25 protein-coding genes are annotated in these 25,317 nt (G+C 61.4%); 14 read left to right on the forward strand and 11 right to left on the reverse strand.

The features are described from left to right. Positions 1-12 precede the first annotated feature (12 nt). From HMPREF9465_RS13870 to HMPREF9465_RS03350, 4 genes are read left to right on the forward strand one after another with little or no spacing between them, the layout of a single operon-like run. Positions 13-891: a septal ring lytic transglycosylase RlpA family protein gene (locus HMPREF9465_RS13870; RefSeq protein WP_005434117.1), complete on the forward strand. Its 879-nt coding sequence runs from the start codon at positions 13-15 to the stop codon at positions 889-891. Positions 892-927: 36 nt separating this feature from the next. Beyond that, a complete protein-coding gene (locus HMPREF9465_RS03340) occupies positions 928-2,340 on the forward strand; it encodes a M20/M25/M40 family metallo-hydrolase (RefSeq protein ID WP_005434118.1) in 1,413 nt (470 codons plus the stop codon). Positions 2,341-2,342: 2 nt separating this feature from the next. Continuing rightward, on the forward strand, positions 2,343-2,558 hold the full coding sequence (locus HMPREF9465_RS03345; protein ID WP_005434119.1) for a hypothetical protein: 216 nt from the start codon (positions 2,343-2,345) through the stop codon (positions 2,556-2,558). A gap of 11 nt (positions 2,559-2,569) precedes the next feature. Further along, on the forward strand, positions 2,570-3,001 hold the full coding sequence (locus tag HMPREF9465_RS03350) for an HIT family protein (protein ID WP_005434120.1): 432 nt from the start codon (positions 2,570-2,572) through the stop codon (positions 2,999-3,001). Here the strand turns inward: HMPREF9465_RS03350 and HMPREF9465_RS03355 are convergent, their stop codons facing one another. The 3 genes from HMPREF9465_RS03355 to HMPREF9465_RS03365 are packed head-to-tail and all read right to left on the reverse strand — an operon-like array spanning position 3,002 to position 5,272. Then, positions 3,002-3,739 (reverse strand): hypothetical protein, encoded by a 738-nt coding sequence (locus HMPREF9465_RS03355; RefSeq protein WP_005434121.1) that lies wholly within the window; start codon positions 3,737-3,739, stop codon positions 3,002-3,004. It lies immediately after the preceding gene. Beyond that, positions 3,736-4,530, reverse strand: coding sequence for a type III pantothenate kinase (locus tag HMPREF9465_RS03360; RefSeq protein WP_005434122.1), 795 nt, complete (start codon positions 4,528-4,530; stop codon positions 3,736-3,738). The genes HMPREF9465_RS03355 and HMPREF9465_RS03360 overlap by 4 nt, the downstream gene beginning before the upstream one ends. Then, a complete protein-coding gene (locus HMPREF9465_RS03365) occupies positions 4,511-5,272 on the reverse strand; it encodes a biotin--[acetyl-CoA-carboxylase] ligase (protein WP_005434123.1) in 762 nt (253 codons plus the stop codon). The genes HMPREF9465_RS03360 and HMPREF9465_RS03365 overlap by 20 nt, the downstream gene beginning before the upstream one ends. Positions 5,273-5,389: 117 nt before the next feature. Between HMPREF9465_RS03365 and HMPREF9465_RS03370 the strand changes: the two genes are divergently transcribed. From HMPREF9465_RS03370 to menA, 3 genes are read left to right on the forward strand one after another with little or no spacing between them, the layout of a single operon-like run. Further along, positions 5,390-6,241 carry a hypothetical protein gene (locus HMPREF9465_RS03370; RefSeq protein ID WP_005434124.1) on the forward strand — a complete coding sequence of 284 codons (852 nt, stop codon included), beginning with the start codon at positions 5,390-5,392 and terminating at the stop codon, positions 6,239-6,241. Then, on the forward strand, positions 6,238-6,531 hold the full coding sequence (locus tag HMPREF9465_RS03375; RefSeq protein WP_005434125.1) for a YbeD family protein: 294 nt from the start codon (positions 6,238-6,240) through the stop codon (positions 6,529-6,531). Before HMPREF9465_RS03370 ends, HMPREF9465_RS03375 begins: the two co-directional genes overlap by 4 nt. Continuing rightward, positions 6,531-7,442: a 1,4-dihydroxy-2-naphthoate octaprenyltransferase gene (gene menA / locus HMPREF9465_RS03380; RefSeq protein ID WP_005434126.1), complete on the forward strand. Its 912-nt coding sequence runs from the start codon at positions 6,531-6,533 to the stop codon at positions 7,440-7,442. The genes HMPREF9465_RS03375 and menA overlap by 1 nt, the downstream gene beginning before the upstream one ends. A 76-nt stretch (positions 7,443-7,518) precedes the next feature. Here menA and HMPREF9465_RS03385 read toward each other — a convergent pair whose 3' ends face one another. The 7 genes from HMPREF9465_RS03385 to dnaA form a co-directional block, all read right to left on the reverse strand. Further along, on the reverse strand, positions 7,519-8,163 hold the full coding sequence (locus HMPREF9465_RS03385; RefSeq protein ID WP_005434127.1) for a BON domain-containing protein: 645 nt from the start codon (positions 8,161-8,163) through the stop codon (positions 7,519-7,521). Next, on the reverse strand, positions 8,150-8,941 hold the full coding sequence (locus tag HMPREF9465_RS03390) for a Crp/Fnr family transcriptional regulator (RefSeq protein WP_005434128.1): 792 nt from the start codon (positions 8,939-8,941) through the stop codon (positions 8,150-8,152). Before HMPREF9465_RS03390 ends, HMPREF9465_RS03385 begins: the two co-directional genes overlap by 14 nt. Positions 8,942-9,434: 493 nt before the next feature. Continuing rightward, the gene (locus HMPREF9465_RS03395) at positions 9,435-11,465 is read right to left on the reverse strand and encodes an FAD-dependent oxidoreductase (protein WP_005434129.1); all 2,031 of its coding nucleotides are present in this window, start codon (positions 11,463-11,465) and stop codon (positions 9,435-9,437) included. Between the two features lie 4 nt (positions 11,466-11,469). After that, the gene (locus HMPREF9465_RS03400; RefSeq protein ID WP_005434130.1) at positions 11,470-12,411 is read right to left on the reverse strand and encodes a 5'-nucleotidase; all 942 of its coding nucleotides are present in this window, start codon (positions 12,409-12,411) and stop codon (positions 11,470-11,472) included. Positions 12,412-12,485: 74 nt separating this feature from the next. Further along, positions 12,486-15,017, reverse strand: coding sequence for a DNA gyrase subunit B (locus HMPREF9465_RS03405; RefSeq protein ID WP_005434131.1), 2,532 nt, complete (start codon positions 15,015-15,017; stop codon positions 12,486-12,488). 113 nt (positions 15,018-15,130) lie between these two features. Next, a complete protein-coding gene (gene dnaN, locus HMPREF9465_RS03410; RefSeq protein ID WP_005434132.1) occupies positions 15,131-16,243 on the reverse strand; it encodes a DNA polymerase III subunit beta in 1,113 nt (370 codons plus the stop codon). A gap of 52 nt (positions 16,244-16,295) precedes the next feature. Continuing rightward, entirely contained in the window at positions 16,296-17,657 is a 1,362-nt protein-coding gene (gene dnaA, locus HMPREF9465_RS03415; protein WP_005434133.1) for a chromosomal replication initiator protein DnaA, read from the reverse strand. A gap of 567 nt (positions 17,658-18,224) precedes the next feature. Here dnaA and rpmH point away from each other — a divergent pair. The 4 genes from rpmH to yidC all read left to right on the forward strand — a co-directional run bounded on the left by rpmH (position 18,225) and on the right by yidC (position 20,863). Continuing rightward, positions 18,225-18,365 (forward strand): 50S ribosomal protein L34, encoded by a 141-nt coding sequence (gene rpmH, locus HMPREF9465_RS12680; protein WP_081579413.1) that lies wholly within the window; start codon positions 18,225-18,227, stop codon positions 18,363-18,365. Positions 18,366-18,437: 72 nt separating this feature from the next. Next, on the forward strand, positions 18,438-18,860 hold the full coding sequence (locus HMPREF9465_RS03420; RefSeq protein ID WP_231289333.1) for a ribonuclease P protein component: 423 nt from the start codon (positions 18,438-18,440) through the stop codon (positions 18,858-18,860). Positions 18,861-18,883: 23 nt separating this feature from the next. Further along, positions 18,884-19,168, forward strand: a complete 285-nt coding sequence (yidD, locus tag HMPREF9465_RS03425) for a membrane protein insertion efficiency factor YidD (RefSeq protein WP_051008992.1) — start codon at positions 18,884-18,886, stop codon at positions 19,166-19,168. A gap of 9 nt (positions 19,169-19,177) precedes the next feature. Further along, on the forward strand, positions 19,178-20,863 hold the full coding sequence (gene yidC / locus HMPREF9465_RS03430; RefSeq protein ID WP_005434138.1) for a membrane protein insertase YidC: 1,686 nt from the start codon (positions 19,178-19,180) through the stop codon (positions 20,861-20,863). A 75-nt stretch (positions 20,864-20,938) separates the two neighbouring features. On the opposite strand, the gene HMPREF9465_RS03435 is transcribed toward yidC, so the two are convergent. Then, positions 20,939-21,250 carry a hypothetical protein gene (locus tag HMPREF9465_RS03435; protein ID WP_038006346.1) on the reverse strand — a complete coding sequence of 104 codons (312 nt, stop codon included), beginning with the start codon at positions 21,248-21,250 and terminating at the stop codon, positions 20,939-20,941. Between the two features lie 118 nt (positions 21,251-21,368). On the opposite strand from HMPREF9465_RS03435, the gene mnmE reads away from it, so the two are divergent. Genes mnmE through rsmG form a run of 3 tightly spaced genes read left to right on the forward strand, consistent with a single transcriptional unit; the run spans position 21,369 to position 25,311 of the window. Further along, positions 21,369-22,739: a tRNA uridine-5-carboxymethylaminomethyl(34) synthesis GTPase MnmE gene (mnmE, locus tag HMPREF9465_RS03440; protein WP_005434140.1), complete on the forward strand. Its 1,371-nt coding sequence runs from the start codon at positions 21,369-21,371 to the stop codon at positions 22,737-22,739. Then, the gene (mnmG, locus tag HMPREF9465_RS03445) at positions 22,740-24,680 is read left to right on the forward strand and encodes a tRNA uridine-5-carboxymethylaminomethyl(34) synthesis enzyme MnmG (RefSeq protein WP_005434142.1); all 1,941 of its coding nucleotides are present in this window, start codon (positions 22,740-22,742) and stop codon (positions 24,678-24,680) included. Beyond that, positions 24,673-25,311 carry a 16S rRNA (guanine(527)-N(7))-methyltransferase RsmG gene (gene rsmG / locus HMPREF9465_RS03450; protein ID WP_005434145.1) on the forward strand — a complete coding sequence of 213 codons (639 nt, stop codon included), beginning with the start codon at positions 24,673-24,675 and terminating at the stop codon, positions 25,309-25,311. Before mnmG ends, rsmG begins: the two co-directional genes overlap by 8 nt. Positions 25,312-25,317 lie beyond the last annotated feature (6 nt).

A 25,317-nucleotide genomic window follows, 5' to 3' on the forward strand; every position in this document is an offset into this window, starting at 1 on the left:
GAGCTTCGCGCAATGAACAAAATCTGCCTCGCCGCCGCCACGGCCGCCGCCGCGTTTCTGTTGAGCGCCTGTTCCACAGGTTCCAAGTACTATCAGCACGACGGTCCTCCGTCCTCGTCGGCCGAGCTTGACACGTCGAGCGCGACGCCGCGCGTCGAGCACTTCTACCCGGCCTCCCTGCGTCCCTACACGGTCATGGGGCAGCGCTACGTGCCCGTCACGAGCGACGTCAAGATGGACCAGACGGGCATCGCCTCCTGGTACGGCAAGCAGTTCCACGGCAACAAGACGGCCATAGGCGAAACGTACAACATGCACGCCATGTCGGCCGCCCATCCCACGATGCCGCTACCGAGCTACGCCCGCATCACCAACCTTGAAAACGGGCGCTCCGTCATCGTGCGCGTCAACGACCGCGGTCCCTTCCTCTACAACCGCGTCATGGATCTTTCCTACGCGGCCGCCACGGCGCTTGACTACGCCAACAAGGGCACCGCGCGCGTGCGCGTCGAGCGCCTGACCAATCAGGAAATCGCCGCAGGCACGTGGCAGTCGGGCAACGGCCTCACTGATCCCGTCACGAACTCCACGCAGGTTCAGGCGCCCGTGCAGTCCGCCACGCCGTCCGCCGACGCCGTCGTGACCGCGCCTGCCGCAGGCTGGAGCGTGCAGATCGGCTTCTTCACGGAGCGCGACAACGCGCTTGCCTACGCCGCCCACGCCGAGGCCGTGCTGGCCTCCACGTCGTCCGCCCGAAGCGCCCGCCTTGTCCGCGACAACGGCGGATACCGCGTCGTGCTCGGCAACGGCATGTCGCTCAACGAAGCGCGCGCAGCCGCCCTGAACGTCAAGGACATCATCGGCAGCGGCGCCTTTGCCGTTCAGAAATAACCGCTCAAGTTTTCGAAAATTCGTCGAGGAAATTTCATGTCTCTCCCGTCCAATGTCTACGAATCCATCCACCGTGCGTGGATGGGCGACACGCTTGAAGGCCTGAAGGACTTCATCCGCATTCCCGCCAAGTCCCGCGCCTTCAATCCCAACTGGGAGTCCGACGGCATTCTGAAGCGTACGCTTGAGGATTCGGCCGAATGGGGCCGCCGCCTCCTGCCCTGCGCCGAATTCGAAATCATTGAAAAGCCGGGGATTCCGCCCGCGCTCTTCATCCGCATTCCCACCGCAGGCGGCCACAAGGGCAAGCCTGCATTCTTCTACGGCCATCTCGACAAGCAGCCTGAAACCGAAGGCTGGAGCGAAGGCCTCGGCCCCTGGACGCCCGTCGTGCGCGACGGCCGCCTCTACGGCCGCGGAGGCGTTGACGACGGCTACAACTACTATCTGACGCTCACCGCCGTGAAGGCTCTGGAAGAAGCCGGCGCAGCCCATCCCGAAATCTTCTGCCTCTTCGAGACGGACGAGGAATCCGGCTCCCGTGATCTGGCCCGGTACATTCAGGAACTTGCGCCGCGCATCGGCGACCCCGCCTTCATCGCCATCGCCGACCTCGGCTGCAACGACATGAAGCGCGTCTGGCTCACCCAGTCGTTGCGAGGCACCGTCTCGCTCACGGTCGACGTGCGCGTGCTCAACACGCCGTCTCATTCGGGTCTGGCCAGCGGCGTCGTGCCCAGCTCCTTCCGCATCATGCGCGCCCTGCTCGACCGCATCGAGGATGCCGCCACGGGCGAGCTTCTGCTCCCCGAGCTCAACTGCGAAGTGCCACCCGACATTCTCGAATGCCTTCGCTCGCTTGCTCAGGAAGGCGACGTTCGCGAGTGCTTCGACTGGGCGGGCGACACGCACGCTCAGGCCGAGACCGCCTTTGAGGCCCTGCTGACGAATACTTGGAAGCCCTCCATGTGCGTCGTGGGCGCCGACGGTCTCCCGCCCTGCGACAACGCGGGCAACGTGCTCCGATCCAACACCTCGCTTCGCCTGTCCTTCAGGACCCCGCCTCTCGTTGACGCGAAGGCCGCACTCGAAGCCGTCATCCGCACCCTGACCGAAAACGTGCCCTGCGGCGCACAGGTGACCGTGAGCCGCGCAGAAGCCGCCTCCGGCTTCGTTTCGCCGCTGCCTTCCGGCTGGCTGCGCGAGACGCTCGAGGACGCAGGCGCCTCGATCTTCGGCAACAGCACGGGCTACCTCTTCTGCGGCGCCTCCATCGGCACGCTGCCCGCCTTCAAGGCCGCCTTCCCGACGAGCCCCTTCGTCAACACGGGCGCACTCGGCCCCACGTGCAACGCACACGCTCCCAACGAATGGCTGGACCTTGCCTACGCTGAAAAGCTCACCTGCGTCTTCGCCGAGCTCATCGCCGGCATTCCGTCGGAGAACTGATCATGAGAAGAGACTGCGTCACCCAGATCATCGTCGACTGGGGCAACGGCGAATGGGAGAACTTCGCCACCCCGTTTGAGGCCGAGCAGTACATCAACGCCATGCTCGACGAGCTCGACGTCCCCAAAGCCGCCTGGCGCGAGGACATGCAGGGCAACAAGAAATGGGATTACGAAATCGTCGAGGACGACAACGGCCTCATCAGGCTCGTGGACTGAAGGAGAACAACATGACCTGCCCGCTTTGCACCGACCGCGCCAAGTCCGAAATCTGGCGCAACGGAAACTTCTACCTCATCGATGCGGAGGATCCCGCCTTCCCCTGCTTCCTGAGGGTTGTCTCATGTCGACATGTACCCGAAATGTCCTCGCTCACGTCCGAGGAAAGAACGGAGCTCTGGGGCATTCTCAACGTGGTTGAGGAGGAGATCATCAAGGCGCTCCGCCCGCACAAGGTGAATCTCGCCCAGTTCGGCAACATGGTGCCGCACCTGCACTGGCACGTCATCGCGCGCTGGCAGGACGACAGCCACTTCCCCGAATGCCCCTGGGGGCCGGTGCAGCGCGACGTTCCCGCAGACGTTCAGGCCGAGCGCCGCCGCATGACGGAGGCGCTCAAGCCCGTGCTGCGCGAAGCGCTCGAAAAGCGCTTCGGCTGCTGATCACAATCCCTTCGGACAGACGCTCAGGCCGATTCCCTCGGCCTTCGAGCGCTTGAGCAGCGCCTTGACCTGCTGGTCCGCAATCCCGTTGAAGACAAGCACGACGCGGCTGCCCGCAACGTGGTTGTAGCGGGTCACCCTGACATTCGTCAGACCGTTGTCAAGGGCGAACTTCTTCGACCAGAGCTCCGCCGCCTTCTCATCGGAGAAGGTCTTCAGCACGACGGCATGGCCGCCCGCCTTGAGTTCCATGATCGAGCAGCTCTCAAGATCGTCCCCGCAAAGCGCCTTGCGGTTCTTCCGGGCCTTCTGCTGCGTGAAGGGCCCCGCATAGACGGCGTAGCGCGTATCGCTGTACGGAACGATGTTCATCTTTCTGATCAAGTCGACTTTTTCAAAGAACCTGCGGTGCTTGGGAAGGCGCTTTTCCTGCAAGGGACCGAAAACGACACACGTCAGCCCCTCGAGCTTCGCCTCGTCAACGGGCTCCAGAACGGGCGCGGCCTCCTCGACCGCCGCCTCCGCCGCCTGAACGGCCTCGTCACGCACGGCAGGCGCCTCGACCTTCAGATTTTCGGGCTTCACAAGCTCGGGAGAGGCATAGGCGAAGTTGTCCACCCGAACGGTCTTGACCTCGCCCGACGGAATGACCTCGGGGGTCTGGTGAAGGCCGGTCCAGGCCAGATAGCCCGCAGCACCCATCGCTGCCAGCAGAAGCGTGACGGCAAAATATCTCATGCGTCCTCCCTCCCGAGTCCTTCAGCCTGCTGTCCCGCAAGAGCGGAAAGTCCCCTCAGCACCAGATTGTGCTTGACGATGAGATCAGGCACCTCCTCCTGCAGATAGGGTGCGATGAACTTGGCGGACCCGCCGGCAAGCAGCACCTTGGGATCGAAGCCCTGTCTCCTCATGACGCTGCGCGCACGCAGGATGAGCCCCACCTGCGCATCGATGATGCCCGTCATGACGGCGTCGCGCGTGGAGCGCGGCAGCGCGTCGTAGGCGCCGTCGAGATCGGTGAGCGAGGGGATGCCCTTCGTGAGGAAGGTCTTCATCAGCGTGGGACCGAGCGTGATGCGCCCGCCCATGAAGTCGTAGACGCCGCTCTCGCGGTAAAGGATGGAATCGACGGTCGTGGCCGTGCCTGTGTGCACGACAAGAAGCGAGCGCCTTTCCTCAAGCATGGCGTCGGCCGCGCCAACGGCGGCATACCAGCGGTCTGCGCCGAGCTGTCCCGGGTTTTCATAGCAGTTGTTGAGCGTCATGCGACCGTGAAAGGACGGCTGCGTACGCACCCAGTTCCATCGAATGCCGTGGTCATTGAAGAACTTGGTGAGCGAAAAGGCGACGACGGGCGCCGCGACCGTGCAGCCGATGATGCGCTTGGGGCGCATGTTGAGCCACAGGTCGTAGAGCTCTTCCTTGAAATGCGTGCTGCCCTTGTGGATGATGGTATGCGGGTTGTCGGGCTCCTCAATGGGCGTCCATTTCAGAGCGGTGTTCCCGAGGTCAATAAGCAGCGTCGTCATTGAAAAAAGTTCCAGAAAAAAAGGCCTTCACGCCCTCATTCGTCTTCAGCTGCAGACGGCCGAGACTGTCAATGCCCATATTAAGTCCTTTCCACGCCCCACCGTCGTCCTCGAGACGGATCGTTCTTCCGGCAAAGGCGTCGTAGAAGGGCCAGGCGGCCGCCACATCCGCCCTGTCGCGGGTCAGAATGCCGAGGATTCCCGTCACAAGAGGCCCGAGCATGGGATTGGGCGCAGCGTGATCGGAGCACGCCAGCACGTCGCCGAGACCGCTTATCGGCCAGCCGTTCGTCGTTCGTTCGGCGGCGCCGTCACGGTTGAGGCCCACGCCTGCGATCAGGACGCTCCTCCCGTCGGCGTCCTTCACCGACTCGCAGAGAATGCCGCCGCACTTTCCGCCCTCGAACCAGACGTCGTTGGGCCACTTGATGCAGGCGAAGCGGCCTGCGTCGCGCAGCGCGCTGCACACGCCCATGCCGACGGCGATGGCCACTAGCGACACGGGCACCCTGATCATGGAAAAAGGCAGCAGAAGAGAAAAGGCCAGGCAGCCTTCTGGAGACTTCCAGCCGCGGCCCCTCGTACCCCGCCCCATCGTCTGATGCTTCGCCTCCAGCACGAGCGGGCGGCTCACGCGCGAGCTGCGCGCATGCGTCTTCATGTCGTCGTTGGTCGAGCCTGTCTCCTCAACCACGCGCACGTCAAAGGACTCCACGGACTTATCCTCCTTCGTCGGGAGCATTTCTAAAGTCCGTCAATCATAGTTGAATTCCCGAAGGCTTTGAGAAAGCTTTGACAGGCATCCTCAGGCGTTGATTACAATGAGTTGGCAACGCGTTCCCAATCATCCTCTCTCCCAATGCGCTTCTCAACATCCCCGCTTCTGTCCGCCGTCATGCTCTGCGCCGCGTCGCAGTCTGCCGTCGGCGCCATGGCCCTGATGGATCTGGACAGCAGACAGATTCTTCAGCTGGAAGGCAACCTGCTCTTCATCACCGAGCCTCTGGCGGAACAGCTCAATGGCTTTCCGGGAATGGCGGACAAGCCCGTCAAGGCTGGTGAAACCGCAACGGAAGCCTTTGTTGCGCGTCTGGCCGCGATCTCCGACGAGCAGTGGAAGGCCTTTCTTTCGAAAACCGCTGCCGACGACGAGCAGGAGGCGGCCAGACGGCTTGCTCCCGTCGCCGCGGCCTGCACGGACATCGGCTGCGACGGCATCTACGTGTCCGTCAATCCGCTCGGCAACGGGGAGACACACCGTCTCCTTGCCGTCGTCTTCGGATCCGACACCCGTGAGACCCTCGACAGGGCGGCAGGCGTCTTTCTTCGTGAGGGCCACCTGCGCTACAAGACCGCAACGGTCATCCGCAACGGAGAGGCCGTGGGACGCACCCCCGTCTTCAAGGGAGAGGCTCAGGACGTGACGCTCGTCACGCACGAGAACGTCGTCGTCACGATTGCCAAGACCATGACGCTGAGCAAGGACTCGGAAGCATTTAAAATGCACCTCACCCGTCAGCAGCCCGTCATCGCCCCTGTGGACGCCGAAACGCCGCTGGGCACGCTGAGCATCTGGCTCAACGGCAAGTGCCTGCGGTCCGTGCCGGTCTACGCGAAGGAGCCCGTCAAGGAAGGCTCCCTGTGGCAAAGGGTCCGGGACACGATCATACTGACAACGACAGACATCAACGAAGCGGAGAAATCCCGATGAACGACAATTCCAAGCCCCAGCCCGACGACCTGACTCCGGTCATGGTCTTTCCCATGCTGAACTTCCCGATCAAGATCATGGGCCTCAACCAGCCTGAGTTTCCTGTCGCGATCAGCGAACTCGCCTCCGGACACTTCGCCGACTTCGACAAGGGCACGATGACGACGGCCCTCTCCAAGACCGGCAAGTATCTTGCGCTCAGCATCATGGTGAACGCGCAGTCTCAGGAACAGCTCGACAACTTCTACCGAGCCCTGACCGCGCACCCGATGGTCAAGGTGGCGCTCTGATGACGGGCGTCGAGGACGTCAAGCCCGGCAGCCTGAAGGCCTGGATGGCCTTCACGCGCCCGAAGACATGGGGCGTGGCCGTGGCTCCCGTCATTGCCGCGCTAAGCCTCGCCCTGTTCGAAACGGGCAGATTTGATGCCCTGACCGCGTTCTTCACGATGACGATCGCTCTGCTCATGCAGATCATCAGCAACATGAAGAACGATCTGGGCTATACGGAGAAGAAGGCGGAAACAGGCAACCGCAGGGGGCTTCCCCGTGCAACCACCCAGGGCTGGATCTCCATTTCTGCCGCCCGAAGGGCCATTCTCACGCTCATCGTGCTGGCACTGCTCAACACCGCCGTGCTCATCTGGCTCGGCGGCTGGGTCTTCGCGCTGATCGGCATCTCCTCGGTCATTGCCGCCTATTCGTACATGGGCGGTCCGAAGCCCATTGCCTACACGCCGTTCGGAGAGGCGACGGTGCTCGTATTCTTCGGTCTCACGGCCGTCTGCGGCTCCTACTACCTGCAGACCTTCACGGTGTCGGCAAACGCCGTCCTCCTGAGCATCTCGCTCGGCTCGATCGCGGCCGCCGTGCTCGCCGTCAACAACTGGAGGGACAGAGTGCACGACAAGAGCATCGGCCGCCAAACGCTTGCGGTCGTGCTCGGCGACAAGACCTTCACGGCAGTCTTCAGAATCATGACGGCGCTGCCGCTTGCCCTCGGCCTCGTCATGGCCGCCGCGCCCGGATTCTGGCCCTGCCTGCTTGTACTGCTCTGCCTGCCGCTGTGCCTTCCGCTGTGGAAGCAGTTCGGCACGCTGCAGCACGAGGCGCTCAACGCCACGATGTTCGGATGCGTCAAGTACGAACTCGCCTATTCGGTGCTTTTTTCTCTGGGCGCACTGCTTGCCTGCCTTCTCTGAGGCGCCGAATCATCAACAAAAAACTCTCCCCCGCTGCAGGCGGGCGGAGAGTTTTTTATCCTTCAGGGCACGGGGCTTACGGTTCGGCGCTCTTCGAGCTGTTGTTCGACTCGAGATTCTTGAGACGCTCCTTGATGGCTGCTTCGCTTTCGATCGTAAAGCAGGTCACGACCTGCTGAACGCCGGAAACTCCGGCGGCCACCTTGGTGGCGGTCCTTGCCTCATCGATCGTCACGATGCCCATCAGATAGACGATGCCGCGCTGGACGTCGACCTTCATCTGGTTGAGCGAAATCTTCTTGGTGCCGATGATCGAACTGCGGACCTTGGTCGCGAGCATCGAGTCGGAAAGGACGGCACCCACGGTGGCGGGCGTCATCACGGCGAGTTCGTTGATCACGGAATGCACGCCCACGCTCTTGACGGCCGTGTCCTGGGCCTTCTGCCTGTCGGCGGCCGTGAGCACTTCGCCCGTCAGAAGCACCTTGCCCTCGTAGCTCGTCACGACCACGTGGTGCTTTTCATGTCCGATGACCTCGCCGATTTCATAGCGAACGCGCTTCTCGAGCACTTCGTCGTCGACAATGCTGCCGGTCGTTCGACGGTCCGTAATGACGGTTGCCGACGTGACGGCCGCGCCGCCGATCAGAATCGGCGCACATCCGCTCAAGCCGACCGTCGCGACGGCGGCAGCCAGAACGAACACCTTAGAAACTGTCATATTCTTCCCTCCTCCGGGCCTGTCTCAAGGCCTCCGCCGCACGCTCCTCGGCGCGGCTCTGCTGCATGAACGGCATGAGCCATTCCCAATACTTCAAAAACGTCCGGCGCCTCAGCCAGATCCTCCGGCTTCGCCTGCGGATGTCATCATGCGAGCCCCACTGCCTGACCACGTCGCTGACGGTCTCGAACTTGCAGCCGAGCAGCCTTGCAATCGTCCCCTTGTCGGGATAGAAGGGCAGCTCCACCCATTCCACGCCTTTGGAGAAAAGATTCGCCATGGCCGCCGGCTCCTCGCAGTGAAGCATCAACAATAATAATGCGCCGAGGCGCTCCTCGACCGTGCCGGAATAATTGAGAAACATACCCATCCTGTCGCAGATCGACGAGACGGAGGAGTATCCCGACAGCTCGTGCTGCCACTCGGGATTCTGGTCGGCGATCTTCAGAAGCAGCTCCTGGTTCACCACCAGCACCTCGGTCGACGTCAGACACCAGTGACGTCTGGGCATGCGGTCCCTCACGTACAGATTCTCATAATTGCCGCACAGCGCGCCGGGCCCCGCCATCGACAGAAGCAGGGGCTCGTCCCTCACTGGATCCAGCAGAGCCTTCACCACAAATCCTGAACGCACGTACATCAGATTGCCGAACAGACCGGGAGAGGTGTAGATCACGTCGCCGCGACGGAATTTCATGGGATGCCCGATGCCTGCCAGCACAAAGCTCATCGACTGCGAAAGGCAGGGGGACATCCAGGGAATGACTTCGGGGGTCATAAACAAAAATGTTTAAAAATCTGTGGTCAACTTTGTGGATAACTTCTGATGAAGATTCTCGATTTTGTGGATAACTTTTTTGTGCACCTTCCGGAGCCCAAAGTTGTCCCCTGCTTTTCCCGTCTTTCCCACAGGAGATCCAGAGGCTTGTCCACACGCTTTTCACAGGTGCATCTTATTGTTTTTTAGGTACAAAAGTCTATTATCCACAAAAACCGTCCTCACCTACTACTTACCACTACTAACATAAAGAATTTAAGAAGAAATATATAGAGTAGAACTTTGCGAGGATCCTTCAACTTTACACAAAAAACGGAAAATGTAGAAACGCAAGAACCGGGGAGAAGGCGACTGGAGATCAAAAGAGGGCTTTAAAATGCGCCCATTTCCGATCGCCAACCTGTGGATAACTTGTGGGTTATTCTGTGTATTCCCTGTGGATTGGGTGCATTTATTACTGTGCTCCAAAAGTTTTTATTTTGGAGGCGAAAACTCAGAGACTGCGCTTTTCGAGTGCCTGAAGGACGTAAATGCCGTCCAGAGCAGCCTCTCCCGCCGTTCCGAAGGGGGCCTTGAACTTCATGCTGCCCGCCGCTTCAAAGGGAATGCCGAGCTCGGTGAGCTCGTTCTGGAGTTCTGCATTCGCCTCGCGGTCTCCGACCACGACGATGTGGTCGACGCGAAGGATGGTGGAGCCTTCTTCGCCCTCGCAACTCACTCGCACCGAGTGGCTGTCGATCTGTTCGACGTTGGCCTCGTCGAAGATGTTCACGCCGTGCATGCGCAGCCACTGGACTTCGTAGAGCCTGCGCTCGTGTGCAAAGAGCTCCTCGGTGGTCTCATTCGTTTCATTGATGAGGTAGACCTTGCGCGGAGCGGGGTTGAGATGGGGGATGACGCCGAGCGTGCCGCCGATGTGTTCGGCGGGGTCGCCGATGCCCCAGGCGCAGCACCATTCATCGTGCGCCTTCAGGTCGTGGGTGCAGAGATGGCGCGTGACGTCCACGGCGACGTTTCCGCTGCCGATGACGGCGACACGGTGGCCGACGGGCACGCGGCCCTGCAGCAGGTCCTCAAGCGAAAGGACGTTGGGCGTGTCGATGCCGGGAATGTCGGGCATGCAGGATTCCTTGCCCGTGGCGAGCAGGATCCTGCTTCCGCTGTAGTTGTCCTCAATCCACTGCGCGGTGGCGCGAGTGTTGCGGATGATTTCGACGCCGAGCTCGACGAGCTCGCGCTCCTGCACCTTGAGAAGCTCCGCGATTGAGCTTCGGCCCTGAATCTTTGCGCAGAGCCTGTAAAGGCCGCCAAGTTCGGGACCTTCGTCAACGAGGGTGATCTTGTGGCCTCTCAGAGCGCCCTCACGGGCCGCAGCCATGCCGGCAGGGCCTCCCCCTACGACGAGTATGTCGAGGCCGCCAGGATGCTTGTGAGAGCGTCTGAGGACGTATGGGTCTGCAATGCAGGCCAGCATTTCCCTGCCCTCGCGCCTGTCGGGGCGCGTGCAGCCGTGCGGACAGAGTGTGCATGGCCTGACGGGCTTGCCCGTGTGCACGTGCTCCACCCAGCGTGCGTCCGCAATGAGCGGACGACCGATCTCGACGAGACTCGTGATGTTGTTCTGCAGGATGTCGTCAAGCCTGTCGGGCCCCGGCATGCGGTGGCCGAAGATGACGGGAACCTTGATCTCCCGGGAGAACTTCTCCATGAACGGCACCCAGACGCCTGCGGGTGTCAGGTCGCTGTTGACGGGAACGCTGTTGGGCGTAAAGCCGATGTCGAAACTGAAGAGATTGACGCCTTCGTAATGAAGGGCCTGGGCAAAGGCAAGGAGGTCGTGCCATTCGCTGCCGCCCGCGTGCAGGTCAAGAAGCGAAAGGCGGTATGAGATGATCGGCGCCGGTCCGACGAAGCTTCGGATGCGGCGGACGAGCTCGACCGCAAAGAGCGTGCGGGCCTGCAGGCCCCACTTGTCGTGGCGGCGGTTGAAGAGGCGACTCGAAAAGACGTTCGGCAGGGAAAGGCGGCCGCCGTAGATCTCCACGCCGTCGAATTCTCCGTGCAGGATGGCGTGGTAGGCAAAGAGGGAGTACTGGCTGATCAAGTGGCTCACCAGGAGCCCCGGAGCCCTGTGCAGCGTGCGCCCCGTGTCCCTGTTGCGAAAGCGCGAGGCGGAGACGGCAAACATGTGGTCTGCCCCGGCGCCGTGGTGCTGAAGCTGAAGAAGGACCTTGGAGCCCGACTCATGGATGACGGATGTTAGGCGAACCGCATTGTTGAGCAGGCCGGCCGTCAGGACGGGGTCCTTGAGATTCCGCAGACCAGTTTCGTGCACGACGCCGTTGCCGAGGATGAAGAGCCCCGGCCCGTCGCCACGCGCGCGTTCCTCGTAGAACTCCACGACGCGCGGGTCGAAGTAGTCCTGCTTTTCGAGGCCTGTCTCAACGGGGGCCATGACGATCCTGTTCTTCAGGAAGTGCGATCCCACCTTGAGAGGCAGAAACAGATGCGGATAGGCGGCCATGATGCTAGGGAAGCTTCTCCAGATGATGGATGCCGAAGGGCACCAGCACGGACGGCACGATGTTGAGGCTCGGCTTCAGGTTGTTCGCCTGGTCGTCGAAGAAGATGTGCGGCCTGATGGCCTTGAGAAACGGCTGCTTGTCGAGACCGTCGAGCAGAAAGAGCTCCGCGGCGCTCATGCCGAAGCTTTTCAGTGTGGTGATCAGGCGCTCCTCGCTGGGCGCGCCTCGAGCCGTCACGATGGAGATGCGGACGGCGGGCTCGAAGTACGGGTCTGCGGCGCCCCTGTGGTTGTAATCGAAGCGCTGAAAGGCCGACAGCTGCTCGAAGAGCCTGCGCAGGGGCCCCGGCGAATGGGGCGTGGAGGCCTTTTCCTGCTCGAGTCGATGAAAGCCCGAGAGCCCCTCCTTCTGGTACTCGCGCTCGCTTTCGTCGTCGGCGATCACGCCGTCGAAGTCGAAGGCGATGCGCAGCGTCGGACTGGCGTCGTCATCCTCGTCCCCGACGGGAGACGGCATCACGAGGCCCGCAGGCTGGCCTGCGGCGATGGCATTGCGGACATTCTCGGGGTTGGCGCTCAGAAAGAGAGAGGCGTTGAAGGCGGCCAGATACGGATAGGTCGAGTGGCCCGACGTAAAGCCGCCCGCCGAAATGGGCAGCCTGTAGTGGCGGCACGAATGGAAGAAGCGCTGGGCCGTCTCAGGAGAGTTGCGCGAGAGCGCAATGACCCTGAAGGGCGCCAGATCGCCGTAGAGCTCGTTGAGGGCGAGCAGGCGGCGCACGAAGGGAAAGGCCACGCCCGGACGCAGGGGCGTGTTCTGGTAGCGGACCTGATGGTCCCTGAATGCCTTGTAGCCCTTTTCCTCGAAAAGCGCGTGCTCCTCCTCAAGATCGAACAGCGCCCTTGAGGAAACGGCGATGACCACTTTTTCCTTGAGATTATCCACGCGGCGTCCTCCAATGGTTTGAGGCGGTGAAAGCGGAAGGCCAGCGGCGCCGGCCATCCTGTTTCCCTCGGCGATCAGGCGTCGATGTTGCCGGCAAAGAGCGCGTTGGTCTCGATGAAGTCGCGGCGCGGTTCGACGACGTCGCCCATCAGCATCGAGAAGATGGCGTCTGCGCTGGCGGCATCTTCGATTCGGACGCGCAGCATGCGGCGCACGGACGGATCCATGGTCGTCAGGTTGAGCTGCTCGGCCGTCATTTCACCCAGTCCCTTGTAGCGCTGGCGGATGATGCCCTTTTCAGCCTGCTTCAGCAGCCAGTTGACGGCTTCGCCGAAGTTCTTGACGGCCTGGTCGTTCTTGCCGCGCGCGACGCGGGCGCCCGTGCCGATGATGCCGCGGAGCATTGCGGCGCTTTCCTGCAGCTTCCTGTAGTCGGCGGAGAGCGTGAACTCGGGCGTGACGTTCGTCGTCTTGTAATTGCCGTGCTTGAGACGGTGGACCTTGAGCAGGTGCTTCTCGTTCTCCTCGTCGTAGACGGCCTCGACCTTGACGTTCGGATCGCGAAGCTCCTGCTGAAGCACTTCGGCCGTGTGGTGCGAGGTGAACTCGTTTTCAAGGTTGATGTCGACGCCTGCGGCGATGGCCACGAGCACGGACTTGTCGATCACGCCCTGAAGGCGGGCGATGACGTCGCTCGACTGAAGGTATTCGTTGACAAGCGTCTCGAGCTCGGAGCCGCGCACCGGCGTGTCGGCGTCGAAGGCGTCCTTGTTGCGGTAGAGGCGTGCGTCCTCCATGGCGATCTTGAGCAGATAGTCGCTCATTTCACGCTCGTCCTTGAGGAACACGCCCTTGTCGGCCTGGTTCTTCTTCACCTTGTAGAGAGGCGGCTGGGCGATGTAGACGTGACCGTTCTCGATGAGCTGAGGCATCTGGCGGTAGAAGAGCGTCAGGAGCAGCGTGCGGATGTGCGCGCCGTCCACGTCAGCATCGGTCATGATGATGATGCGGTGGTAGCGCAGACGCGAGATGTCGAAGTCCTTGCCGATGTTGGTGCCGAGCGCAAGCGTCAGCATGCGGATCTGCTCGGAGTCGAGGAGCTTGTCCTGAGAGGCCTTTTCCACGTTGAGCACCTTGCCTCGCAGCGGAAGAATGGCCTGGAACTTGGAGTCTCGGCCCTGCTTGGCCGAGCCGCCTGCGGAGTCACCCTCCACCAGGAAGAGTTCGCTGTTGGCCGGATTCTTTTCACGGCAGTCGGCGAGCTTGCCCGGCAGGCCGCCGCCGGAGAAGCTCTTGCGGGAGATGTCGCGGGCCTTGCGGGCGGCTTCGCGGGCGCGGGCGGCCGCCACGATCTTCTCGCAGATGATCTTGGCATCGGCGGGATTCTGCTCGAGGTAGAGCTCGAGCTCGCGGGACACGACCTCCTCGACGGCGGGACGGACCTCGCTCGAGACGAGCTTGTCCTTCGTCTGGGAGCTGAACTTGGGCTGCGGCACCTTCACGGAGAGGACGCACGTCAGGCCTTCGCGCATGTCGTCGCCCTCGGGATCGATGTCGGCCTTCTTGCTGCCGCTCTTCTTGCCGATTTCGTTGGCGGAGATGTAGTTCTTGAGAACGCGGGTCATGGCCATGCGCAGGCCGGTCACATGCGTGCCGCCGTCGCGCTGCGGAATGTTGTTCGTATAGGCGGAAAGGACTTCGCTGTAGCCGTCCTGCCACTGCATGGCGATCTCGACCTCAATGGGGATGCCGTTTTCGTAGACCGTTTCCTTGGCGTGGAAGATCTTCTGGTGGAGCACCGTGCGGCTCTGGTTCTTGAACTGGACGTAGGCGACGAGGCCCTTGTCCGTCAGAAGCTGGGCTTCGTGTGCGGTGCGCTGGTCCTTGAGCTCGATGAGAACACCGGAGTTGAGGAACGAAAGCTCGCGCAGGCGCGAGAGCAGGGTGTCGTAGTTGAACTCGGTGATCTGCTCGAAGATTTGCGTGTCGGGCAGGAAGTGCACTTCCGTGCCGCGACGGCTCGTCGGACCGAGAAGCTTCATCGGAGAGATGAGGACTTCGGCGCCCGTGACGGGATCCTTGGCCGTTTCAGTGAGGCGGTTCTTGACCTTGCCGCGTTCGAATTCGAGGAGACGGGCTTCGCCGTCGCGGCGCACGATGAGGCGCAGCCAGGTCGAAAGCGCGTTCACGCAGGAGACGCCGACGCCGTGCAGGCCGCCGGAGATCTTGTAGCCGTTGTTGTCGAACTTGCCGCCGGCATGAAGTTCGGTCAGGGCGATTTCCGCTGCGCTGCGCTTGGGCTTGTGCTTGTCGTCCCACTTGATGGACGAGGGAATGCCGCGGCCGTCGTCCACGACGGAAATCGAGTTGTCCGTGTGGATGGTGACCTGAATCTTCGTGGCGTAGCCTGCAAGAGCTTCGTCGATGGAGTTGTCGACAACTTCATAAACCAGATGATGAAGCCCGGAGCCGTCGGCGGTGTCGCCGATGTACATGCCCGGACGCTTGCGAACGGCTTCCAGGCCCTCCAGAATCTGGATGCTGTGCTCGTCGTAGGTAGACGCAGTGGTCGGTTGCTGATCGCTGTTCGTGTCCATTTCGGTCATTGAATAAATCCTTCGGCAGACCGGCCCTGAGCCGGTCTGCAGTAAGCGGTATGCAGGCTGCGGTGCTTGCCGAGCCTTGTTCTAGTTCGGTTTCCTCTCGTGCGCTCGGAGCGTCAGATGCGCATCGGCATCACGACGTAGCGGAAGCGCTCCTGCGATTCGGGCATCGTGATCAGCACGCTGCCGGAGGCGGTGGAGAAGTTGAAGCGGACGGTCTTGTTCTTGAGGATGCCGAGCACTTCAAGGAGATAGGTGATGTTGAAGCCCATGTCGAGCTCGTCGTGCGTCCAGGGCACGTCGAAGCGTTCGAGAGCCTCTTCGTGGTCGGAGTTCGTGCTCTGGATTTGCAGGCCCTCGCCGTTGAGGATCCAGCGGATGCCGTGGAACTTCTCGTTCGTCATGATGCCGACGCGGCGAAGCGCGTTGGAGATCGCCTCGCGCTCAAGTTCAAGGGCGTTCGGGTTCGTGTCCTGAGAGGGAAGCACGCGCTTGTAGTCGGGGAAGCGGCCTTCGATGAGCTTGCTCATGAAGGTGATGTTGCCGAAGGAGAAGCACACCTGAAGGTCCGTGAACTGGACGCGGACGGGCGTGTCGTCCTCGGGGAGCAGGCGAATGAGCTCGCGCACGGTCTTGCGCGGGATGATGGCCTGCATCGGGGTGTTTTCGTCATCAACGTCGACTTCGCAGCAGGCGAGACGATGGGTGTCGGTGGCGACGGTGCGAAGCTTCTTGCCCTCGACGACGAAGAGTACGCCGTTGAGGTAGTAGCGGACGTCCTGACTGGCCATAGCGAAGGCCGTCATCGTGAGCAGGTAGCGCAGCGTGCGGGACGGGATGAAGAGCGTCGTCTCCCACTGGCTTTCCTTGAGGACGGGGTATTCGTCGGCGGAGAGCGTCTGAAGCTGGAACTTGCCGTTGTTGCTGCTGATCGTGAGGCCGCGGTCGCCGAGATCGAACTGGACCTCGTTGGTGGCGGGAAGAGCCGTCAGGATGCTGGCGAGCTTGGAGGCGCCGACCGTGAAGCGGGTGTCGACGCCTGCGACGCCGACGGGAGCCTCGGTGCTGATCTGGATATCGAGGTCAGTGGCGGAGAACTTGACGTTCTCGCCGTTCTGCTCGATCAGGATGTTGCTCAGAATCGGCAGCGTCTGGCGCTTTTCAACAATGCCTTCGACGATTTTGACGGGTTTGAGCAGGTTTTCGCAGACGCTCTGGATGTTCTTCATAACAAATACCTGTTGAAAAATTCAAAAAATCGGGTTCCGTCGGGTGCTTCTGTCAGCCCTTGATCATCTGCTCGAGCACGTGGATCTCGTGATTGAGCTCGGCGTTGCCCTGGCGTTCCTGAGTGATCTTTCGCACGGCGTGCATGACGGTCGTGTGGTCTCGGCCGCCGAAGTTGGCGCCGATTTCGGGGAGGCTGTGCTGGGTCAGCTCCTTGGTGAGGTACATGGCAATCTGGCGCGGCCTGGCGATGTTGGCGGGGCGGCGCTTCGAATGCATTTCCGCGACCTTGATGTTGTAGTAGTCGGCGACGGTCTTCTGGATGCTCTCGATCGTGATCAGGTTGTTGTTGACCGAGAACTGGTCGCGAAGGACGTGCTTGGCGATGTCGATTGTGATTTCCTTGGCGGCCGACGGTTGGAACTGCTGGTAGGCGATGACCTGCTGAAGGGCGCCCTCAAGCTCGCGGACGTTGGACTTGAGGCGCTTGGCGATGAACATCGCCACTTCTTCGGGCAGCGCGGCGCCGAGCGCCTTGGCCTTGTTGAGCAGAATGGCGATGCGCATTTCAAGCTCGGGCGGCTCGATGGCGACGGACAGGCCCTGGGAGAAGCGCGAGATTAGGCGCTGCTCGATGTCCTTGAGGTTGCGGGTGTACGTGTCGGCCGTGAGCACGACCTGCTTGTTGTGCGGCACGAGCGCTTCGAAGGCACGGTAGAACTGCGCCTGGGAACCCTTGGCGCCCGAGAAGGACTGGACGTCGTCGATGAGAAGCAGGTCGAGGTTGCGGTAGCGCTCGTCGAATATCTGAAGCGCCTTGCGGGAGCTCGAGGAGTCGCGCGTGGCGGTCGTGTACTCGCTGATGAAGTCCTGGGCGGAGATGCAGCGGACGCGTGCCTTCGGATGAAGGTCGAGATAGCGGTGGCCGATGGCCTGCATCAGATGGGTCTTGCCCAGACCGACGCCGCCATAGATGTAGAGCGGGTTGTACTGCATGCCCATCGTAGTGGCGACGTGTTCCGCGGCCGCGACGGCGAGCTGGTTGGCGTTGCCGTTGACGTAGTTTTCAAAGGTGAGGCCGGGAAGGAGGCCGGTCTCTTCGCGTCTCCTCTCAATGTCCTCGAGGGACGGTCCCTTGGGCTGAGCAGGAGTCTGCACGTCGCCTGCGAGTGCGCCGACGGCCTGCAGGGTGACCTTCACCTGGCCGCCGTAGAGGTGCACGGCCACGTCCTGAATGGTCTTCAGATACGTCGCGCGGATCGTCTGCACCTTGCTGGCGGGCGCTTCAAGGACCATGTCGCTGCGTTCGCTGTCCCACCGCACCAGCTCAATCGGTTCGAACCAATTGGTGATGATCATCGGAGGAAGCTTCATCGCTTTGATCTGCGCGAGACAGTCTTGCCAGAAGTTGTTCATGACGGGCCTAGATGTAGATTGAAGGCTTGCCTGGGCGGCCTGCCGGGCAGGGCGGGGCAAGGAAGACGAATATATTATTTTAGCCGATTTGTCCGTGGATAACTTTGCTTGAGGATAACTTATCCACAATTCGGTGTGGATAAGATTTCCCTTGCCTCTCAACAACTTGGGCTTTCCTGAAAAAGCGTGGAGAAAAGATTTACACAACCCAATGTGGTTTGTCGGCTCCCGACCCCCAGATGTTGTGTTTTTCGAGCCTTCGCCTGAGGGGAAGCCTACCGAACTTCATGACAGGACAAGATTTTTTGTGGTTTTCGTTTGACAAATCCCCCCTCATTGAGTTCTAATATCTAACTTTTCGTAACTCGGCAATCTCGATGATTGCGGGGTCGCCGGCGGCACCGCGGGCGGCACCGTACAGAACAAAAGCGCCGGCTTGCGGAGACTCATTTGGCTAGCCCGTTTCCAGAACGATTGACATGGGACTGTGTGGCTGGCATACCCCTGTTGTTTTTTCCTCGTGCTGCACCGACGTGCGCCGAGGTTCATGCCTATTGAGGATTAATCATGGCTACCAAACGTACCTATCAGCCTTCCAAGGTCAAGCGTGCTCGTACGCACGGCTTCCTGGTTCGCAGCCGCACGAAGGGCGGTCGTCGCGTTCTCGCTCGCCGTCGCGCTAAGGGCCGTCACACCCTGGCTCTCTAATCGGCTCGTTCACGGCCGGTAACGATCGCCGTGTCCAGCTACACAGCGGCACCCCTTAAGTTTCCCCGTAGTTTGCGCATCATCAAGAGCGCGGACTATGGGGTGCTTGTGCATACGCGGAACGAAAATACCTTCCGACTCACGTCGAAGTACTTTTCGATCAACGCAATGAAATTCCCTGAGGAGCCGGGCAGGCTTCGCTTCGGCATCACCGTCGGAAAGCGCAACGCCCATCGCTCCGTGGACCGTGCACTGGTCAAGAGAACCTTGAGGGAGGCTGCAAGAAAGCAAGCCCCAAATCTTGCGGCGCTTCTCGGCGAGCAAGGCGTGGGGCTTGACGTTTCTTTAAGGCTCAGGGTTCCCCTGAAGGAGATCCCCGGCATCGATCAGGGCGTCAACGCCCTGAAGCTGTCCCTGAGGACTGATGCGCGGTCGCTCATGGAGGCGCTCCTGAAGCGTCTTCCGAAGCAGCTTACACAGACCCGGGGCGAGTGACGGTGGTGGCGAAGTTTCTGCGGATGCTGGTCAGGCTCTATCAGCTGACCCTGTCTCCGTGGGTGGGAAGGAGTTGCCGATTCGTTCCCACGTGTTCAAACTATGCCATTGAGGCACTCGAAAAGTACGGTGCCGTCAAGGGAACCTATCTGACCATCTACCGTCTGCTGCGCTGTCATCCTCTTGGAGGGCGCGGGCTGGATCCGGTGCCGGCGAAGTTCCGCTGGCGCTGCTGGTGCAGAGAGTGCAGGCCGGAAGAACAAGAAGACAAGGGATCTACGGATCTTTTCAACATCCAAAAGAAGTAGTGGATAAAAATGGGAAAGGACATGCAACGCGCTCTTTTGTGGGCGATTCTTTTTACCTCCTGCTTCCTGCTGTGGGACAACTATCAGGTCTACAAGGGCGAGAAGTCCTTTTTCCATACGGAGGCCGTTGAACAGCAGGCCGTTGCCGACGCAGCCTCTAGCGTCCCGACTGGCAAGGACATTGACGCCACGGTTCCGTCCGCTGTCGCCGTCAAGGATCCTGTCGTCGTTGAAACCGATCGCATGAAGGTCACCTTCGACCGCGAGGGCGCCGTCATCGTCGGCACCGAAATGACGCTGATCCCGCGTCAGGCCGACTGGACCGAAGTGGGCCTCGCCGGTCTCATCCTCGACCGCAAGCCAGCCGAGAACCTCGGCAACGTCGATCTTCTTGAGATCACGAAGAACCGCACCTACGTCGCCCAGAGCGGCCTTGTCGGCGGCAACTTCCCGAATCACAAGGATCAGTACAAGCTCGTCAGCCAAAAGCTCAGCATGGGCGACGCCGACAAGCTTGACGTGATCTTTGAAGCCACCAAGGGCGGCGTGACGGTCAAGAAGACCTACACGTTCAACCGCGGCCACTACGGCATCGACGTTTCGACCGAAGTCGTCAACAACAGCGGCGCCGCCATTCAGCCGTCCGCCTACTATCAGCTCACCCGCGACGGCGGCAAGCCTGAAGGCGAAAGCTCCATGTACTCCACGTACACGGGTCCCGCCTTCTACTCCGACGAAGAGAAGTTCCAGAAGCTTGAGTTCGGCGACATCGCCGACAACAGCGCCTCCTTCGAGAAGTTCACCAACAACGGCTGGCTCGCCATGGTCCAGCACCACTTCGTGAGCGCTTGGGTTCCCGCCAACGGTGAGGAGCGCGAGAACTATGCCCGTGAGGTCTCCAAGAACCTCTACTCCGTCGGCACGCTCGTGAAGCTCGGCACCATCGAGTCCGGCAAGTCCGTGACCGACAAGGCCGTGCTCTACTCCGGCCCGCAGGATCAGGACCGCCTTGAACAGATCGCTCCGGGCCTTGAGCTCGTGGTCGACTACGGCTGGCTCACGTTCCTTGCCAAGCCGATCTACTGGCTCCTGTCCTTCCTCTACGGCATCGTCGGCAACTGGGGCTGGGCCATCGTGCTTCTGACCTGCATCGTGAAGGCGATTCTCTATCCGGTTTCGGCCGCCGGCTATCGTTCGATGGCCCGCATGAAGGAAGTCACGCCGCGTATGAAGCAGCTGCAGGATCGCTACAAGGACGACAAGCAGCGCCTCAACCAGGCCATGATGGAGCTCTACCGCACGGAAAAGATCAATCCGGTCGGCGGCTGCCTCCCGATCATGCTGCAGATTCCCGTGTTCCTCGCGCTCTACTGGGTGCTTCAGGGTTCCGTTGAGCTTCGCGGTGCTCCGTGGGTCCTCTGGGTCCATGACCTTGCGATGCCTGACCCTTGGTTCGTGCTTCCTGCGATCATGGCCGTGACCATGTTCCTGCAGATCCTGCTCAACCCGAAGCCCACTGATCCGACGCAGGCCCGCATGATGTACATCATGCCGATCGTCTTCTCGGTGATGTTCTTCGTGTTCGCCTCCGGTCTCGTGCTCTACTGGCTTACGAACAACGTTCTGTCGATTCTCCAGCAGTGGTGGATCAACAAGACCATCGCAGCCGAGCGCGCCAAGCGTCTGCAGAGCTAAAGCACTAGTGCTTCTTTGAAGACAAACAAAAAAGGGGTGCCCTTAGAAGGCATCCCTTTTTGTTTGAGCGCAGGTTCAGCTGCGCTTCCTGAAGAGTCCCGGCAGCAGCAGAAGAGGCCAGAGCCAGAGAGAGGCGCACCAGAGCAGGCATCTCGCAGGCGAGATCTTCTGGTTTTCCGACTGCCACGTCTTCATGAAGAGCACGACGGCGCCGACGATGCACCAGAGAAGAAAGCCGCAGTAGATGAGGGCCCGCGTGTTGTAGTCGTCCCCGAGCGCGGCGGCGGTGTAGGCCGCGAGGGGAATGCACAGAATCATGCCGGTGCAGGCGCCGATCAGCGTCGGTCCGAAAAAGGGCTTGCGGTTGGGAGGACGTGGCAGGGACATGGGTTCAAAGGGACCTGAATACACAAACCCATCCATCGTATACCAAAGAGATCGGGGCGGGCATTACAATCTCCACAATCTGCCGATCCTGACGTCGGCAACCCTCGGAAAGAGCTTTATGCACCACAGCGACAAAGATCCCATCATCGCCGTTGCGACGGCCGCGGGCCGCGGCGGCATCGGCATTCTGCGCCTGTCCTTCGGCAAGGCGCTCGAAGCCCAGATCGTCGGGCGCCTGTTCGGGGAGAACTGCACCCTGAAGGCGCGCTACGCCCATCTCCTGCCCTTTCTCGGAACGGACGGCGGGGTGCTTGACCGCGCAATCGTGCTGCTCTTTCCCGCTCCCCACAGCTACACGGGCGAGTCCGTCCTCGAAATTCAGGCGCACGGCGGTCCCGTGCTTCTGAGCCTCATCATGCGCACCTGCCTTGAGAAGTGCCGTGATCTCGGGCTTCGCATGGCCGAGCCCGGCGAATTCACCCGCCGCGCATTCATGAACGGCCGAATGGACCTGACTCAGGCGGAGGCTGTGGCCGATCTGATTGATGCCGTGAGCGAATCCGCCGTTCAGGCGGCGGGACGCTCTTTGAGCGGCGAGTTCTCCAATGCCGTCCGCGACGTCGACGGCAACATCACGGAGCTTCGCGCCTTCATCGAGGCCACGCTCGACTTCCCAGAAGAGGACATCGACGTCATCGGTTCGGAAAAGGTCCGCACGCGCCTTGTTCAGGCCGAAACGGGCATCCGCGCCATTCTGGAGAACGCTCGTCAGGGGCAGGTGCTGCGTGAAGGCGTGACCGTGGCCATCGTGGGCAGTCCCAATGTCGGCAAGTCGAGCCTGCTCAATGCGCTTGCCCAAGAGGAGGTGGCCATCGTCACCGACATCCCCGGCACGACCCGCGACCGCATCGAGCACTGGGTTTCGCTCAATGGCGTGCCCGTCAAGATGGTGGACACGGCAGGCATTCGCACGACGGACGATGTCGTCGAAAGCAAGGGCATCGAACGCACGTTGGTCGAGATCCGCAAGGCGGACGTCGTGTTGCATCTCAAGGACGCCTCCGGCCTCATCAGGGACGACACGGAGGTTTTGGACAAGGTTCTGAAGGAGGTCCGCCACGGCGTGCCCCTCATCACCGTGAACAACAAGGTCGATCTTTGCGAGTCGGCTGCCTCCGGCGGCGAGATCGCCATTTCCGCCAAACAGGGAGTCGGCCTGTCCGAACTCAAGGCCCGTCTTCTCGAGGTGGTCGGCATGGCGGCGACGACGGACGGCGTCTTCATGGCGCGCGAACGCCATCTGCAGTGCCTGAAGACGGCGGCGGAGCATGTCTCCCGCGCCCTCCTTCTCATCGACTGCGATCCCATGCCCGAACTGGTGGCGGAAGAGCTTCGCCTCGCGAGCCGCGCGCTTGGAGAGATCCTCGGCGAAACGACGACCGAAGACATCCTCGGCATGATTTTTAGTAAGTTCTGTATTGGAAAATAAATGCTGTACCCCGAAAAATTTGAGGTCATCGTGGTCGGCTGCGGCCATGCAGGCGCGGAAGCCGCGCTTGCCGCCGCGCGCATGGGCCGCCGCACGCTGCTCGTGACGCACAACGTTGAAACGATCGGCCAACTCTCCTGCAATCCGTCCATCGGCGGCATCGGCAAGGGTCATCTCGTCAAGGAACTTGACGCCATGGGCGGCGCCATGGGCGTCGTGACTGACGAGGCCGGCATTCAGTTCCGCATTCTCAACGGCTCCAAGGGTGCCGCCGTTCAGGCCACCCGCGCCCAGATCGACCGTCAGCTTTACCGCCGCGCCATGCGCGAGCGCATTGAAGGCCAGGAGAACCTCAGCGTCTTCCAGCAGGCCGTTGATGACCTGATCGTCGAAAACGGCCGCGTTGCGGGCATCGTGACCCAGACGGGCTTCTGTTTCAGCGCGCAGGCTGTCGTGCTTTGCGCGGGCACCTTCCTCAACGGCATGGTGCACATCGGCCTTGAGCACTATCAGGCGGGCCGCGTCGGCGATCCCGCGAGCGTCCGTCTGGCGGAGCGCCTCAAGGAGCTCGGAATGCCTCAGGGCCGTCTCAAGACGGGCACGCCCGCCCGAATCGACGGCCGTACGATCGACTTCAGCAAGTGCGAGGAGCAGTGGGGTGACCTTGATCCCGTGCCGCAGTTTTCGCTGCTCAAGCCCGCTCCGGAACATCCGAGGCAGGTGCCCTGCTGGATCACGCGCACGAACCAGAAAGTTCATGACATCATTCTGGCCAACCTCGACCGCTCGCCCATGTACACGGGCGTCATCCACGGCATCGGCCCGCGCTACTGTCCGTCCATCGAGGACAAGGTGAAGCGCTTCGCCGACAAGGACAGCCATCAGGTGTTCCTTGAGCCCGAAGGTCTGCATGTCAACGAGTGGTATCCGAACGGCATCTCAACGAGCCTGCCCTTCGACGTCCAGCTCGACATCGTCCACAACATGCCCGGCCTTGAGCACGCGCATCTGCTGCGTCCGGGCTATGCGATTGAATACGACTTCTACGATCCGCGCGGCCTCAAGACCAGCATGGAGACGAAGGCCATGCCCGGCCTCTTCTTTGCCGGTCAGATCAACGGCACGACGGGTTACGAAGAGGCCGCCGCACAGGGGCTTCTCGCCGGTCTCAATGCCGCGCTCTACGCGCGCGGCGAAGGCTCCTGGACGGCCCGCCGCGATCAGGCCTATCTCGGCGTGATGGTCGACGATCTGACGACTCGCGGCGTGACGGAGCCCTACCGCATGTTTACTAGCCGCGCCGAATACCGTCTGAGCCTGCGTGAGGACAACGCCGACGTGCGCCTGACGGAGGAAGGGCGACGTCTCGGCCTCGTCGATGACGAACGCTGGGCCTACTTCTGCCGCAAGCAGGAGAACGTCGCCCGCCTGATGCAGAGCCTGAAGGACACGTGGGTCAATCCGAAGCTCTTCACTTCCGAGGAGATGAACCGCGTGCTCGGCACCGACATGGAGCGCGAATACTCGCTTCACGCTCTGGCCACCCGCCCCGGCGTCACTCTCAAGGCCGTTGCGGGCATGACGAAGACGGACGGTGCTCCCGTCCTGCCTCTGGAGGACTTCTCGGATGACGAGCTGTTCCAGGCCGAAACGGAAGTAAAGTATTCAGGCTACATCTCTCGTCAGAAGGCGGAGATCGAGCGCACGCTGGCCAACGAGACGCTGAAGATTCCCGCCGAGCTCGACTACGACAGCGTGCCGGGGCTCAGCTTCGAGGTTCGACAGAAGCTCAAGTCGATCAGTCCCGAGACGATCGGGCAGGCCTCCCGCATCTCCGGCGTGACGCCGGCTGCGGTCTCGCTGCTGCTGGTGCATTTGAAGCGCCGCTACTACTATGTGAAGGACAAGGGCACTCAAGCCAAGGAAAAAGGCAATGTTTGATTTTCAGCCACGCCTGGAGGAAGGCCTCGCGACGCTTGGTCTTGAGGCCTCCGTCGATCAGGTGGACCAACTCATGCGCTTTGCGGGCCTGCTCCAGAAGTGGAACAAGGTCTACAACCTGACCGCCATTCGCCGCGATGACGAGATCCTGACGCATCATCTTCTGGACTCGGCGGCGCTCGTGCCGTTCGTGAAGCGTCTCGGCCCTGATGCGGTGAACGTGCTCGACGTCGGCAGCGGAGGCGGCCTACCGTCGATCCCGCTTGCCATTCTCAGGCCTGATCTTCGCGTGACGGCGGTTGATGCCGTCAGCAAGAAGACGGCCTTTCTCACTCAGGCCGCCATCGAGCTGGGACTCAGGAACTATTCGACCCGCCATGCGCGAATCGAACGTCTTTCGGGCCAGTACGACCTGATCACGTCCAGGGCCTTTGCGAATCTTCAGGACTTTGTGGACCTGACGCGCCACCTCATCAAGCCGGACGGTCTCTGGCTGGCCATGAAGGGCGCCGTGCCCGAGGATGAAATCAGTTGTCTGCCTGCCGACGCATCCGTCGCAGAGGTGCTTCCCATGGAGGTTCCCGGGCTTGGAGAGGCTCGCCATCTGGTGGTGATGAAGCCCGTCAACTAGAGATTT

Origin of the sequence: Sutterella wadsworthensis 2_1_59BFAA (assembly GCF_000297775.1) — a bacterium.
GTDB classification, from domain to species: Bacteria; Pseudomonadota; Gammaproteobacteria; order Burkholderiales; family Burkholderiaceae_F; genus Sutterella; species Sutterella wadsworthensis_A.

What these genes read in the sequence shown, in the direction of transcription:
- HMPREF9465_RS13870 (WP_005434117.1), top strand. Translation starts at nt 13, where the DNA reads ATGAACAAAATCTGCCTCGCCGCCGCCACGGCCGCCGCCGCGTTTCTG.
- HMPREF9465_RS03340 (WP_005434118.1), top strand. Translation starts at nt 928, where the DNA reads ATGTCTCTCCCGTCCAATGTCTACGAATCCATCCACCGTGCGTGGATG.
- HMPREF9465_RS03345 (WP_005434119.1), top strand. Translation starts at nt 2,343, where the DNA reads ATGAGAAGAGACTGCGTCACCCAGATCATCGTCGACTGGGGCAACGGC.
- HMPREF9465_RS03350 (WP_005434120.1), top strand. Translation starts at nt 2,570, where the DNA reads ATGACCTGCCCGCTTTGCACCGACCGCGCCAAGTCCGAAATCTGGCGC.
- HMPREF9465_RS03355 (WP_005434121.1), bottom strand. Translation starts at nt 3,739, where the DNA reads ATGAGATATTTTGCCGTCACGCTTCTGCTGGCAGCGATGGGTGCTGCG.
- HMPREF9465_RS03360 (WP_005434122.1), bottom strand. Translation starts at nt 4,530, where the DNA reads ATGACGACGCTGCTTATTGACCTCGGGAACACCGCTCTGAAATGGACG.
- HMPREF9465_RS03365 (WP_005434123.1), bottom strand. Translation starts at nt 5,272, where the DNA reads ATGCTCCCGACGAAGGAGGATAAGTCCGTGGAGTCCTTTGACGTGCGC.
- HMPREF9465_RS03370 (WP_005434124.1), top strand. Translation starts at nt 5,390, where the DNA reads ATGCGCTTCTCAACATCCCCGCTTCTGTCCGCCGTCATGCTCTGCGCC.
- HMPREF9465_RS03375 (WP_005434125.1), top strand. Translation starts at nt 6,238, where the DNA reads ATGAACGACAATTCCAAGCCCCAGCCCGACGACCTGACTCCGGTCATG.
- menA (WP_005434126.1), top strand. Translation starts at nt 6,531, where the DNA reads ATGACGGGCGTCGAGGACGTCAAGCCCGGCAGCCTGAAGGCCTGGATG.
- HMPREF9465_RS03385 (WP_005434127.1), bottom strand. Translation starts at nt 8,163, where the DNA reads ATGACAGTTTCTAAGGTGTTCGTTCTGGCTGCCGCCGTCGCGACGGTC.
- HMPREF9465_RS03390 (WP_005434128.1), bottom strand. Translation starts at nt 8,941, where the DNA reads ATGACCCCCGAAGTCATTCCCTGGATGTCCCCCTGCCTTTCGCAGTCG.
- HMPREF9465_RS03395 (WP_005434129.1), bottom strand. Translation starts at nt 11,465, where the DNA reads ATGGCCGCCTATCCGCATCTGTTTCTGCCTCTCAAGGTGGGATCGCAC.
- HMPREF9465_RS03405 (WP_005434131.1), bottom strand. Translation starts at nt 15,017, where the DNA reads ATGACCGAAATGGACACGAACAGCGATCAGCAACCGACCACTGCGTCT.
- dnaN (WP_005434132.1), bottom strand. Translation starts at nt 16,243, where the DNA reads ATGAAGAACATCCAGAGCGTCTGCGAAAACCTGCTCAAACCCGTCAAA.
- dnaA (WP_005434133.1), bottom strand. Translation starts at nt 17,657, where the DNA reads ATGAACAACTTCTGGCAAGACTGTCTCGCGCAGATCAAAGCGATGAAG.
- rpmH (WP_081579413.1), top strand. Translation starts at nt 18,225, where the DNA reads ATGGCTACCAAACGTACCTATCAGCCTTCCAAGGTCAAGCGTGCTCGT.
- yidD (WP_051008992.1), top strand. Translation starts at nt 18,884, where the DNA reads ATGCTGGTCAGGCTCTATCAGCTGACCCTGTCTCCGTGGGTGGGAAGG.
- yidC (WP_005434138.1), top strand. Translation starts at nt 19,178, where the DNA reads ATGGGAAAGGACATGCAACGCGCTCTTTTGTGGGCGATTCTTTTTACC.
- HMPREF9465_RS03435 (WP_038006346.1), bottom strand. Translation starts at nt 21,250, where the DNA reads ATGTCCCTGCCACGTCCTCCCAACCGCAAGCCCTTTTTCGGACCGACG.
- mnmE (WP_005434140.1), top strand. Translation starts at nt 21,369, where the DNA reads ATGCACCACAGCGACAAAGATCCCATCATCGCCGTTGCGACGGCCGCG.
- mnmG (WP_005434142.1), top strand. Translation starts at nt 22,740, where the DNA reads ATGCTGTACCCCGAAAAATTTGAGGTCATCGTGGTCGGCTGCGGCCAT.
- rsmG (WP_005434145.1), top strand. Translation starts at nt 24,673, where the DNA reads ATGTTTGATTTTCAGCCACGCCTGGAGGAAGGCCTCGCGACGCTTGGT.